14 protein-coding genes are annotated in these 12,397 nt (G+C 63.9%); 4 read left to right on the top strand and 10 right to left on the bottom strand.

From position 1 onward, the window contains the following. Nucleotides 1-246: 246 nt before the first annotated feature. The 3 genes from IM760_RS04445 (at nucleotide 247) to IM760_RS04435 (ending at nucleotide 993) form a co-directional block, all read left to right on the top strand. Nucleotides 247-525, top strand: a complete 279-nt coding sequence (locus IM760_RS04445) for a SymE family type I addiction module toxin (protein WP_204427341.1) — start codon at nucleotides 247-249, stop codon at nucleotides 523-525. Between the two features lie 112 nt (nucleotides 526-637). Continuing rightward, entirely contained in the window at nucleotides 638-781 is a 144-nt protein-coding gene (locus IM760_RS04440; protein WP_204427340.1) for an addiction module protein, read from the top strand. Further along, complete coding sequence (locus IM760_RS04435; RefSeq protein ID WP_204427339.1) at nucleotides 778-993, top strand: type II toxin-antitoxin system RelE/ParE family toxin; 216 nt, start codon at nucleotides 778-780, stop codon at nucleotides 991-993. The genes IM760_RS04440 and IM760_RS04435 overlap by 4 nt, the downstream gene beginning before the upstream one ends. 266 nt (nucleotides 994-1,259) lie before the next feature. On the opposite strand, the gene IM760_RS04430 is transcribed toward IM760_RS04435, so the two are convergent. Next, entirely contained in the window at nucleotides 1,260-2,165 is a 906-nt protein-coding gene (locus IM760_RS04430; protein WP_204427338.1) for a LysR substrate-binding domain-containing protein, read from the bottom strand. 161 nt (nucleotides 2,166-2,326) lie between these two features. Here IM760_RS04430 and IM760_RS04425 point away from each other — a divergent pair, with 161 nt between their 5' ends. Next, nucleotides 2,327-3,040, top strand: coding sequence for an FMN-dependent NADH-azoreductase (locus tag IM760_RS04425; protein ID WP_204427337.1), 714 nt, complete (start codon nucleotides 2,327-2,329; stop codon nucleotides 3,038-3,040). 42 nt (nucleotides 3,041-3,082) lie between these two features. On the opposite strand, the gene IM760_RS04420 is transcribed toward IM760_RS04425, so the two are convergent. The 9 genes from IM760_RS04420 to IM760_RS04380 form a co-directional block, all read right to left on the bottom strand. Further along, nucleotides 3,083-3,943, bottom strand: coding sequence for a putative RNA methyltransferase (locus tag IM760_RS04420; protein WP_204427336.1), 861 nt, complete (start codon nucleotides 3,941-3,943; stop codon nucleotides 3,083-3,085). 362 nt (nucleotides 3,944-4,305) lie between these two features. After that, nucleotides 4,306-4,506 carry a hypothetical protein gene (locus IM760_RS04415; RefSeq protein ID WP_194297389.1) on the bottom strand — a complete coding sequence of 67 codons (201 nt, stop codon included), beginning with the start codon at nucleotides 4,504-4,506 and terminating at the stop codon, nucleotides 4,306-4,308. Nucleotides 4,507-4,514: 8 nt separating this feature from the next. Further along, nucleotides 4,515-4,937: a PH domain-containing protein gene (locus IM760_RS04410; RefSeq protein WP_204427335.1), complete on the bottom strand. Its 423-nt coding sequence runs from the start codon at nucleotides 4,935-4,937 to the stop codon at nucleotides 4,515-4,517. A 113-nt stretch (nucleotides 4,938-5,050) separates the two neighbouring features. Continuing rightward, on the bottom strand, nucleotides 5,051-5,953 hold the full coding sequence (locus IM760_RS04405) for a DMT family transporter (protein WP_204427334.1): 903 nt from the start codon (nucleotides 5,951-5,953) through the stop codon (nucleotides 5,051-5,053). A 76-nt stretch (nucleotides 5,954-6,029) separates the two neighbouring features. Next, nucleotides 6,030-6,542 carry an aromatic-ring-hydroxylating dioxygenase subunit beta gene (locus IM760_RS04400; protein WP_204427333.1) on the bottom strand — a complete coding sequence of 171 codons (513 nt, stop codon included), beginning with the start codon at nucleotides 6,540-6,542 and terminating at the stop codon, nucleotides 6,030-6,032. A gap of 11 nt (nucleotides 6,543-6,553) precedes the next feature. Next, entirely contained in the window at nucleotides 6,554-9,406 is a 2,853-nt protein-coding gene (locus IM760_RS04395) for an FAD-dependent oxidoreductase (protein ID WP_204427332.1), read from the bottom strand. A 73-nt stretch (nucleotides 9,407-9,479) separates the two neighbouring features. After that, a complete protein-coding gene (locus IM760_RS04390; protein WP_204427331.1) occupies nucleotides 9,480-10,760 on the bottom strand; it encodes a TRAP transporter large permease in 1,281 nt (426 codons plus the stop codon). A gap of 23 nt (nucleotides 10,761-10,783) precedes the next feature. Then, on the bottom strand, nucleotides 10,784-11,284 hold the full coding sequence (locus IM760_RS04385; protein WP_204427330.1) for a TRAP transporter small permease: 501 nt from the start codon (nucleotides 11,282-11,284) through the stop codon (nucleotides 10,784-10,786). Nucleotides 11,285-11,305: 21 nt separating this feature from the next. Continuing rightward, entirely contained in the window at nucleotides 11,306-12,319 is a 1,014-nt protein-coding gene (locus tag IM760_RS04380) for a TRAP transporter substrate-binding protein (protein ID WP_204427329.1), read from the bottom strand. Nucleotides 12,320-12,397: the final 78 nt, after the last annotated feature.

Here is a 12,397-nt window from a genome sequence, read left to right as displayed (position 1 = left end):
AACATAAGAGCCAATCTAGTCTGTTCTCATGCGATTTTCTAGGATTGGCGGTTCAATGTTTAGTGCTTACATGTTTTTAAGATAATTCTTACAAGGCGAGGTGAAAAAATATTACTTTTTGCACTGTTCAGAGATGGTAGAGTTGTTCTTGGAGTATTATGTCGCCATCCGCGACCTGAAGGCGCCGCTCCTGAGTGCTGCAACACTCAGGGCGGCTAACCACAACAGACTGACAAGGAGTCTATCATGGCTAAGCGCAATCATAAGCCAGAGCATCATGTGGCTGAAACCCCCTCCAACCTTTCCTCTCGCCCTCTGCCGTATTTCCGCAAGCTGAAAGTACGTCGTGGATATTACGAACAGCCTTATAGTCCGTCGCCCTTTGGGTTGAGTTACGCACCAAAGCCGCCGGTCCCGTGGGTGTATATAGAGGGTTATTGGCTGAATCAGGCGGGGTTTGAAATCGGCACTCCGCTGGATGTGGAGGTCAGCCACGGGCGCATCGTTCTGACTGCCCGCACTTGATAAGAGGTGGAAGAAGGAGCGGGAGGCCGCTTGCGGTATGGCCTTCCGCTCTGGTCTGCTCCGCTGTCCAGGGCTACTCTGTATGAGAAGTCTTGCAACGCGGTGTAGATCGATGAGTTCAACCAAGGACATTATCAATCAGGCGCTGGACGATCTTTGGGCGGAAGAGGCGGAAGCCCGCCTTGATGCCTATGAGCGTGGGGAGATTGCTACCGTCTCCGTGCAGGAAGCGATGGCCAAGTACGATAAGGAATGAACGTCAGGATATTGGCGGTGGCTCCGGATGAACTGGATGATGCCGCCGCTTATTATGATTTGGAGCGCCCCGGTCTCGGGCGGGGGGGGCGTCTTGAGGTCCACCGCTCTTTGAACCGCATCGCCGCTTTCCCAACCGCGTATCAACCGATTTCCCGAAGAATGCGGCGCTGTCTGGTGCCGAAGTTCCCCTATGGAATCATCTATCACTAAGACCATTCGGATCGGAAAGTCCTTGTCGTAGCTTTCTCCCACCTTCATAGAAAACCGAATTATTGGCTATCGCGCCGATCATGATGACGTTCTTTTTCTACATGGCCGCCGCCCCGGCGAGATCGCCGGTTGTTTTTCCGTGTGGGCTTGGTGGCGGCTGGATAAGTCGCTGCTCTGGCTGTGGGTCGTGGAGCACCGGGCACCGGATCGGTGGGACCTGCTGAAGCCGCTGCTACAGCGGTGATCCCGAATACGTAGGAGCGGCTTTAGCCGCGATCCTCTCCGAGCCCCACCTGAAAACCCAGCACCCAACCCCGTACCGCCTGGATCGCCGGTTCCTTGAGGCGTTCTGGCGGGTAGACCAGGTGGAAGGGCTCGCCGGGCAGTTCCGGGCCGAAGGGTTCCACCAGGCGGCCGTCCGCCAGTTCCTCGGCGATCAGGGTGCGGCTCATCAGGGCGATGCCCTGGCCGCCCAGGGCGGCGGCGATGGTGTGGGTTTCGTCGGAAAACACCAGACCCTTGCTGATGTCGAGGCCGGGTACCCGGGCGAGTTTTTGCCAGGCGGGCCAGCTGAGCAGGGCGCCTTTGTGGTTGGGCGGTTCGTAGTGGATCAGGGTGGTGTCGCGCAGATCGTCATGGGTGCGCACACCCAGGGTCGGGCTGCAGGCGGGCACGAAGGTATTGTCGAACAGCTTTTCCGCACGCAGGCCGGGCCAGTGGCCGGCGCCGTAACGGATCGCCAGGTCCGCGGCCACACCATCCAGGGGTACCAGATGATGGGATATCTGCAGATTCAGGTTCAGGTCCGGGTGGGCGTCGCGCAGCTCGCAGACCCGGGGCAGCAGCCAGCGCGCCGCCACCGCCGGGATGGTGGAGAGGGTGACGGTATGCTGTTGCGGCGCCGGGCGCAGGCGCGCCACGGTGTCCGCCAGGGCATCGAAGGCGTCGCTGGCGGTGGCCAGCAGCTCGCGGCCTTGCACCGTCAGTTCCAATTGGCGGGGCTTGCGGATGAACAGTGCCAGGCCGAGTTGCTCTTCCAACTGGCGAATCTGGTGGCTGATGGCGGTGGGCGTCACCGACAGTTCCTCGGCGGCCTTTTTGGCGCTGCGGTGGCGGGCCGCCGCTTCGAAGGCGCGCAGGGCGGAAAGTGAAGGCAGTTTTCGGGCGGTCATGGCTTGGCCTGATGGATGAATTCTGTTTTGCCATTCCGGCAAGAAAAGGTCGTTTGTCGCTGAACTGAGCGTCGGTTTTCATGGTGCGGGTGTCAAGCATGGGTGAGGCAGTTTCACCCAGCTGCGAACCCGAACCGAGGCCCGAACCAAGGAGAGAACCGATGACCCGCTTACTGCATCTCGACGCCAGCCCCCGCCCCGGCCGGGCCGGGACCCATGAGCACGGCTCCCTGAGCCGCCGCCTCAGCCATCATTTTATCGAGCAGTGGAAGGCCGCCCGCCCGGAGGACCCGGTGATGCGCCGGGATCTGGGAGCGCGGCCGCCGTCGCTGCTGACGGTGGACTGGATCGAGGCCGCGTTCACGCCCGCCGAACGCCGTTCGGCGCCTATGGCGCAGGCTCTGGCGGAGAGCGATATCCTGGTGGATGAGGTGATCGCCGCGGATGTGCTGGTGTTGGGCGTGCCGCTCTATAACTTCAGCTACCCGGCGGCGTTCAAGGCCTGGATCGACCAGATCGTGCGTCTGGAACGGACCGTGAGCTTCGACGCGGAGAACACCGAGGAGCCGTTCGTGCCGCTGCTCGCGGACCGCCCACGCCATGCGGTGATTCTGGCGTCCCGGGGCGGCCACGGGCAGGGTGCCGGCGGCCCCATGGCGCACATGAACTTTCTGGAAGACAGCGTACGCACGGCGATGACTTTCATGGGCATCGAGCAGGTCCATGAAGTGGCCATCGAGTTCCAGGAGGAGGGCGGCGAACGGTTGCAACAATCCATCCGCGACGCCCTGGCGGAGGTGGAGAACCTGGTGGCCCGCCTGCAATCGGCCTCGCGGGGTCCGGTCTCGCGGGGGCGGACCTCGGTAACGCGTTGATTTAATGGATTTGGGTGCCCTGATTGACCCGCATTCCCTGCCTTAAAAGGGTGCGCTTGCCGCGTCACGCTCGAATCGCATCAGGCGTACATCCACGGTGACGGTGAGCGCTTCAAGCGCTGCCGCTCGCGCCCGGCCTTCGGCGCTGGCGCGATAGAGATGCGGGGTCATCGCCAACAGGTCGGCGATGGGTTGCGCGCCGGCCAGCTTGAGCGGATAGCGGATCGTCTCGGTCCCCAGCAAGGTAAAGCCCGGTGGCGTTTCCGGGCTGCCCGCGCGCTCCGGCTTGAGTGTCGGGTAGATGATCTCGCGCAGCTCACGCAGATGATCAAGCCCGGCATCGACCTGTAACAGCAGCCCACCGGGTTTCAGCGCGCGGGCGAACTCGTCATACATGGGAAAGCCGAACAGGCACAGCAGCCGGTCCAGCGTGGCCGACAGCACGGGGAGCCTGGCGTTGCTGCCCACCACCCAACGGGCGCGCTTATCCTGTTTCGCGGCGGCCAGCACCGCCGGCTTGGAAATATCCAACCCGAGCAGTGCCAGGGGCGGCTTTCCGTCGGCGAAACGGGCCAACTCCCGCAGATAGTGGCCCTCGCCGCAACCGGCATCGAGGCAGTGAGCCATCGCATCGGCGGGTAGCCCTTCCAGCGCCGCGCGGCTTACCGCTTCGGCAATCGGCCGGTAATGACCGGCGGCGAGAAAGCGCTGACGGGCCGCCACCATATCCGTGCTGTCGCCGGGGTCCCGTGAACGCTTGCGCTGGACCGGCAGCAGGTGAACGTAGCCCTGGCGGGCGATATCGAAACTGTGGCCGCTGGCGCAGCACCAGGTGCGGTCACATTGCCGCAGTGGCTCGCCATCCAACGGGCAGGCCAGCGCCTGAAAAGGGGTAATGTTCATGGTTGGCCGTGCGCCCTGCGTAATGCTACGAAGAGCCCATCCAATAAACGGGCCCTGACAAGCTCCATTCTACCCTGTCTGGTGGGGTCGGACCTCGGGCTGGTGGGGTCGGACCTCGGCAACCCTTTGATTTAACAGAGGCCGATGCCCTTATTGGCCCGCATTTTCTGCCTTACGAGGCTTTTTTGGGGAGCAAATCGATGCTTTTAGCGGACGGCTGCTCTCTTAGACGCCGTTTTCGGGCCCCATATAGGCGTTCTAAGGGCCAAAAACCCGCTTAAAAATCGGGAAAGTACTTATGAATCAATAAGTAGCCGAGGTCCGACCCCGTCTAGCCCCTAACCGTAGCCCCGTCTAGCCGTCTAGGGGAGGGCGATCCAGATCATCAGGAGGCCGGCGGCGAGGCCGAGGAAGAACAGGCCCCAGAGGGTGCCGATGTTGGTTTCGTCGCCGAATTTGTCGGAGAGTTTGATGGCGCGGGCGAACAGGGCGATGCCGGACACGGCGCCCAGGATCAGCAGCGCCAGGCCGACGATCAGCAGAATAATGTCAAAGGTTGTCATGGCGGTCCTTATTCCACGTCGAATTCGCGCACGCCTTTGGCGGTGCGACATTCTTCCACGTACTGGCGCAGTTTCTCGCGCAGTTCCTCGCCGTTCTCGATGGCCCTGATGACCACCACCGGGCTGGTGCGGTCGGAGGTCCGCAGGATCACGTTGCCAAGGGAAAACAGCCGCAGGAAGAAGGGCTCTTCAAACTGATAGTCGCGGACCCGGTAGAGTTCCAGTTCGTTGGTTTTGCGGTTGAGCACGCCGTAGCGGGTGCGCAGCCGCTGGGTGGTGAGCTCGTACTTGGTGTACTTCACCTCCAGCCAGCGCCACAGGGCGATGAACAGGGGAATCACCAGAAAGAACAGCAGCCCGCACACAATGAAAGTGCCCAGGTTGACCACCTGGGAAGGGGTGCCGTACCAAACGTCCTTTTCTTCGCGCATGACCATCTCTTTGTCTTCGATAGCCGGTTTGTACCATTGAAGGGCGCCGGACTCGACCGGTGTTTCGCTTTTTGCGGTGAAATTTTGCCGGATTTGACGCCGCAACCGACCGGTCAGGGGCGGGCGCCCCGATGAAACAAGAGGGTGCCGGCGGCCACCAGCGCCACCGCCAGCCCGAGAAATGGCGGCGGCGCTTCGCCCAGGGCGAGGATGGCGATCAGGGTGCCGACCACGGCGGCCACGGTGCCGATCTGGCTGAGATAGACCGGCCCGGCCATCTTCTGCAGCACAAAATAGAACGAGTAGAGCACTGCGAACACCGCCACCTCGATCCACAGCAGCAGCGTGGTTTCGCGGCTGGCCAGCAGTTCGCCGCTGCGTCCCGGCTCCAGCAGCAGCACGCAGGGCACCAGCATCAGGGCGGCGCCGATCTCCATCAGGCCGGCCAGGAACAACGGCGAGGTGTTGGCCGGCCAGCGCAGGGAGCGGTACACATTGCCGGCGGCCAACATCATCGGCATGGCCAGCACCAGCAGCGCCCAGCCCGGCGAGGCGCTGGCGTTGCCGGCCTTGGCGGCGGCCAGCAGCAGCCCCCCGGCGAGCCCCAGGGCGACGCCGGTGAGCCGCGGCAGCCGTATCCGTTCCAATCGCATCACGGTGGCGATGATCCAGGTGAACAGCACCGGGAAGGCAAAGCTCATGGACAGGTAGCCGGCGCCCACATGGCGCACCGCCAGAAAGCCCAGGGCGGTGGGCGCCGCCAGCAGAAAGCCGGACACCAGACCGTATTCCAGGGTGCGCCGGTTGATCGGCATGGGCTGGCGGGCCAGGGCGGTGAGGCCGATCAGGATCAGGCCGGCGCCGCCGATGCCCACCATCAGAAAGGTGAGCCGGGGCGCGCCGGCCTGGTCCGCCAGCTTGGCCAGGATCAGCGACAGGCCGAGGAAGGTGCCGACCAGCAGCAGGCAACCGAAGGCGGCCGGTCCGGCCCTGCCGGTGCCGGGCAGGTTGGACATGATCCTCTCCATGGCGTTAGAGAAAAAATGGCATTAGAGAATAAAAAAGGCGCGCCACCGGGGCGCGCCAAGAGGGTTACACGGGATAGACCAGGTCATTGTTCAGCAGCAGGTTGTCGTAGATCGCCCGCCGTTCCTGGAGCTTCAGTTCGCCGTTCTCGAATACGAACCGGTCCAGGTAGCAGCCCACCTGGTGCAGGGTGGCGGTGGGCTGGTCCATCAGAACCTGGGTGAGCATGTAGTTGGCGCCGGCGACGATGGTGCCGTCGTCCTGGGGCTCGGCGTAGGTGTTGGTGACGAAGTGGCGCAGGTAGCGGGGCGCGAACATGGAGGTTTCCAGGATCGCCAGGGCGCGGTCCTTGAGCATGCCCTTGCCTTCGCAATAGACCAGACCCACGGGCAGTTTGGCGTCGTGGTTTTCACGGCCGGACACCACGTAGCAGGCGTCCTCGGTGAAGAACTCCACCCAATCGTGCAGGCGCCCGTCGTCCAGGGCGCGGCAGTAGTCGGTGTTGAAACGCTCGATGGCGTGCACCAGTTGTCCCTGGTCGAGCCCGGGAGCGGCCTGGTCTTTCTTGATCGCTTCCATAAAAGTCTCCCTTATTCGATGTCCAGGGCCCGGCGCCAGCTTTGGTACATGGCGCGGATGGCGGATTCGGAAATCAGCGTGTCGGCGGTGCCGGCGGGGGTGTCCGGGTCCAGCGCCACCAGGTGCTCGCCCGGTTGGGTGCGCTTCATGCCGTCCTGGACGAACTTGATCGCTTCGTTGTCCTCCAGGCCGAGGAAGCCGGCCGGGCCCATCAGGTTGCCCTGGCGCAGCCGGTGGCGGGTCATTTCCTCGTCGTCGTCGGCGAAGCCGAACATGGTCCAGTTCATCACGAACTCGTCGGGGCCGCTGGGCACGATCTGGCGCACGCCCAGGGTGTTCATTTCCCGCTGCACGATCAGGTTCGGCCAGACGGTGAGCATGGTCACGCTCCACTCCGAGTTGAACTCGGGGATAAAGTTGAGCATGTCCTCACGCTCCAGCTGGAACTCCGGCCGGTAGGCGCGCATCTCCTTGCGGTTTTCCTCACTGACGTTGGTGCCGTCGCTCTTCGCCGACGCCATGGCACCGTGCAGGCCGGTCTCGTCGCAGATCATCTGCGATTTGTTGCCCGCCACCAGCAGACCGAAACTGACCAGGAAGGTGTGCAGCAGGGTGGCGTGGTAGGGGTCCTTCAGATTCTCATGGTAGAGCTTCCAGTTGCCGGGCAGGGAGTTGCGGTAGTAGCCCAGCAACTTCAGCTCGCGGCCGTCGAAGGTGGCGTCGAACTCACGCAGCATGTCCGGCCCCAGATAGTCCTCCAGCGGTTTCATGTCGTGATCGAAGGACGCGAACACCACGCCGTGGCGGGTGGTGACCTTGAGCTTGGTGGGGCCGTGGTCGCAGGTCTTGAAGTCCTTGGGCATGCCGCCCTTGCCGTCCACGCCGCGCCGGAACGGCACGCCCGCCAGATTGCCCTTCAGGTCGTAGGACCACTGGTGGTAGGGGCAGACAAATTCTTCCGTATTGCCGCGCAGGTCGCGGCAGAACTGGGCGGCCCGGTGCGAGCAGCGATTGACGAACACATTGATGCCACCGTCTTCGTCGCGGCTGACCACCACCGGCGTCGGGCCCACGTTGCTTTGTTTGAAATCGCCGGCGTTGGGGATTTCCACTTCCAGGGCCACGTAGTTCCAGGTCGGGCCGTGGAAGATTCGTTCCACTTCCAGTTCGAAAATGTAGGGGTCGGTGTACACCCAGTCCGGCACGCGGGTCAGACCTTCCCGGGGCCAGACGTAGTAGTTGGACAGATCGCTCATCGTTCCTCTCCGGAGTGGGGCGGGCAGTCGTGCATCACCGGCGGCGCCGGCGGTGTTTTCCAGAAGGCGATTCAAGGCGTCCACGGAAAGCCCGTGGCGCAGCCATTCACGGCCACGGCGAATGGCACCGGGATCGTTGAATGCGATTACTCCGGTGAGGCGTTCGCCGTTGTGGAAATACAGGGTTTCGGAACCGTTCGCTCCCGGTCTGGCGACCATCTGGTCGTCCGCCGTGGGCAGGCCCAGCATCTGGATGTTGTGCCCGAACTGGTCGCTCCAGAACCAGGGCACGGCGTCGTGGGCGGTGTCCTGCCCGGCCATGGTGCGGGCGGCGGCGGCGGCCTGTTCCTGGGCGTTTTGCCAGGACTCCAGCCGCAGCAGGGTGCCGTCCTCGCGGCGGGTGACGGCCACATCGCCGGCGGCGAATACGCCCTCCAGGCCGGTGCGGCCGAAACGGTCCACCACGATGCCGTTTTCGATTTCCAGGCCCAGGCTCTCCGCCAGGGCGGTTTCCGGAATCACGCCGATGCCGACCAGGACGCTGTCCGCCTGGAGGGTGTCGCCGTTATTCAGTTTGAGGGCCACGCCGCCGTCGGCGGCTTCAAAAGCGGTGGTCTGCACATCGGTGAGGATGCGCACGCCGTTCCGTTCCGCCAGCTTGTGCACGCGCAGCGCCGCCATCGGATGCAGCGCCCGGCTGCAGATGCGCGGCGCGGCCTCCACGAGGGTCACTTCGCAGCCCCGTTGGCGGGCGGCGGAGGCCACTTCCAGACCGATAAAGCCGCTGCCGATGATGGCGATGTGCCGGCCGTTCTGAAGAGCGCGCTTGAAGGCGATGGCGTCTTCCAGGGTGCGCAGGCTGTGCACCGCGGACAGGTCGGCCCCCGGGATCGGCAGCGGCCTCGGCGAGGCACCGGTGGCCAGCAGCAGTTGGTCGTAGGCGTGGGTTTGGCCGTCGCTGGCGGTGAGCGTTTTCCGTTCCGCGTCGATGGCGGTCACGGCCACGCCCAGGTGCAGCTCGATGTGCAGTTGCTCCGCCGCCGGCCCGTCCAGCAGGGTGGGCCCGTGAAGCGGCGCTTCACCGAGCAGGATCGCCTTGGACAGGGGCGGGCGCTCGTAGGGCAGCGCCTGTTCGCGGGCAAACAGCTTCACGGTGCCGGTAAAGCCTGCGTCGCGCAGGGCGCGGGCGGCGCTGGCCGCGGCCTGGCCACCGCCGACGATGGCGAAGCAGCGCTGATCGCGCTCCTCGGCCATGGCGATGCGGTTGTCGGCGGGCGCCTCGCTGATCTCGGCGGGGCGGGTCACGTCCACGAACACCTGGCCGTCTTCCACCTTCACCGCGTAGGTTTCCAGATCCTTGCTCACCGGGCCGGACAGGGCTTTGCCGGTGCGCACGTCGAACACCGCCTGATGCAGGGGGCATTCCACGCAGCCGTTCTCCACGAAGCCGTCGCTGAGCAGCGCGTACTGGTGGGTGCAGATATTGCCGGTGGCGAGATAGTCCTCGCCGAACCGGTAGAGCGCCACCGCGACGTTATCGATGGTAACGGCCATGACGCCGCCGTCCGGGGACAGTGCGTCGGCGCCCTTCACTGGGGTCCAGGTCATGGTGATCAACCTCGCAATTTAATCAGTATACTTCCTAATAATTCAAAAAAAGTCCACCTTCTTACCCGGCTCTTTAATTGAGCAGACCGGGCAGGAAGGTGGAGACGGACGGAAACAGGGTCACCAGCAGCAACACCGTCAGGTTGACCAGCAGGAACGGCCAGACCCCGGCGATGATTTCGGTGACCGGCACGCGCAGCGCGCTGGAGGCGACGAACAGATCCAGGCCGAACGGCGGCGTGATGGTACCGATGGCCACGTTCAACACCACGATGATGCCGAACTGCACCGGGTCCACGCCCAGGGCCATGGCCACCGGCGCGAGCACGGGAACCAGCACGATCTGCATGGACACCGGGTCCATGAACATGCCGGCGATCAGGAACACCACATTGACGATCAACAGAAACTGCAGGGCGCTGATGTCGGCGCCGGCGATAAAGGCGCCGATGGCCGCCGGCACGCCGGCCACGGTGACCAGATAGCTGGCGAAGCTGCCCACCGCCAGAATGATGAACAGGGTGGTGGTGATCAGCGCCGAGGACTCGGCCACCCTGGCCACGCCATTCCAGCTCAGCGCCCGGGTGATCAGGGTCTCCACCAGCAGGGCGTAGAGGGCGGCCACGGCGGCGGCCTCGGTGGTGGTGAACAGGCCGCTGTAGATACCACCGAGAATAATGATCGGCATACCGATGGGCAGCAGCGCCGCTTTCACCGCTTTGCAGCGTTGTTCGCGGCTGGCTTTTTCGCCGAGCCGCGAGGTTTCCTTGCGGCTTTTCAGATGCACGTAAACGGTGAAGGCGCCGGCCAGCACGGTGCCCACGGCCAGGCCGGCGGCGAACAGATCGATGATCGAGGTGCCGGTGAGCCAGCCGTAGATAATCAGCGTGATGCTGGGCGGCACCAGCAGCGAGATTTCCGCGGTGGCGACGATCAGGCCCACCGCGAAGGAACGGCTGGCGCCGGTGGCGATCAGTCGCGGAAACAGAATCTTGCCCAGGCCGGCCACGGTGGCCGGCGCCGAGCCGCTCACCGCGCCGAACGCGAAACAGGCGCCGGTGGTGGTGTGGCTGAGCCCGCCACGGCGATGGCCGATAAAGGCTTCGACCATGCCGGTCAGGCGCGCGGCGATGCTGCCGCGCGCCATCAGCTCGGCGGCGAACACGAACAGCGGAATCGCCAGCAGAGTGGATTGATTGATGCCGCCGATCATCTTCTGAACCATGACGATGTCCGGCAGGTTTTCCAGGAACAGGTGTTTGCCCACCAGCCCGGATACGCCCAGCACCAGGAAAATTTCCGCGCCGGCCACGAACAGGGCCACGGCGACGACGGTGATCAGAACAGACTTCATGAAAGGGTCCTCGGCCGTCGGGGTCAGTCGGCGCTGTCGAGCGCCGGCCGGTGCGTGGGGAACAGAACGTAGCGCACGTAGCGCAGTGTCAGCAGCACCATGCCCAGGGGCAGGGCGGCGTACAGCCAGCCCATGGACACGTCGAGGGTGTTGCTGACCTGGCCGGTGGCGATGATGCGCTGCAGGAACTGCCAGCCGAGCACGGTCATGTAGGCGCAGAACAGCGCGCCGATCAGGTCCAGCACGCGCTGTATCCAGACCAGCAGCGAGGCACCGATAAACCGCTGCAGCAGGTTCATGGACACGTGCCGGCCTTTGTCCATGGTGTAGCCGAGACTGACGCACACCAGCCACACCAGGATGAAGCGGGACAGCTCGTCGACGCCGTCCAGGTGCCGGGCCAGGCCGGGGGCCAAGTTATGCAGCAGCACATTGATGCCGTAAAGAATCGGCAGCGCCAGCATCAGGCACACCAGCAGCGCGCGCTCCACGCCGGCCAGGGCGCTCCAGAGTTTTGTCCACATCGTCCCGCTCCCGGCGCGCCGTTATTCGGTGATGTCGCTGTACACGCTTTCGTACAGGTCGATCAGCGTCTGGCCCTTGTCGCCGGCCTGGTCCAGGAAGGCGTCCCGGGCGGCGGGGTACATTTTCTCCCGCAGGGCCTGCTGCTCGGCGTCGTCCAGCTCATTGATGGTGAGGCCGGCGGCTTTGATTTCTTCCAGGGCCTGCTTCTGGTTCTCGCCTTTCACCTTGGCCAGTTCCAGGGCGTTATCGACGAACACCTGACGCACGGTTTTCTTGTCCGCGTCGGACAGGCCGGCCCAGAAGGTGGGGCTGAACAGCACCACGTTTTCCACCACGCCGTGGGCGGACAGCAGCAGGTATTTCTGAACTTCGTGGAATTTCATGCGGGCGATGGAATCGAGCGGGTTTTCCTGCCCGTCCACCACGCCGGTTTGCAGGGAGGTGTACACATCACCGAACGGAATCGGCATGGCCTGGGCGCCCACGGCTTCGAACTGGGCGCGCAGTACGCGGGAATCCATGATGCGGAATTTCTGACCCTTGAAATCGCCGATGCCTTCCAGCTTCTTGTTGGAGGTGAAGTGCTTGAAGCCGCCGGGCCACAGGGCCACCGCTTCGAAGCCTTTTTCCTTGAAGGAGTCCAGCAGGGCGCGGCCGAACTCGCTCTTGCGCAGGGCGTTGGCTTGGTCGTCGCTGGTGGGGATCAGGTAGGGGATGTCGAGGATCGACACCAGCGGATTGAAGCCGCCAATGAACGCGGCGGGCACCACCACGGCGTCCTGCATGCCGAGCTGAACCGCCTCGGTCATGGCGCGGGCGTTGCCGAGCTGGGAGGAGGGGAATACGGAGAATTCCACCCGCCCGTCGGTGCGTTCGGCGATCTGTTCGGCGCTCAGTTTGAGTACCTGGTCCAGGGGCTGGCCGGAGGCCTCCACATGGCCGATGCGGGCGGCGGCGTGACCGATGCCGGGCAGGGTCAGAGCCAGGGTGGTGGCGAGCAGAATAGCGTGGCGTAAGGCTGCGTATGCTTTCATTTTTTCAGTACCTGTACAGAGTGTGACCTTCCCCCCGAAATTAAGACCATGAAGACGATGAGATTTCCAGTTACCCTG

This window comes from Alloalcanivorax marinus, from assembly GCF_016906305.1.
Lineage (GTDB): Bacteria > Pseudomonadota > Gammaproteobacteria > Pseudomonadales > Alcanivoracaceae > Alloalcanivorax > Alloalcanivorax marinus.
Note: the sequence above shows the minus strand (reverse complement) of the source record. Positions and strands in the feature narration are given on the sequence as shown.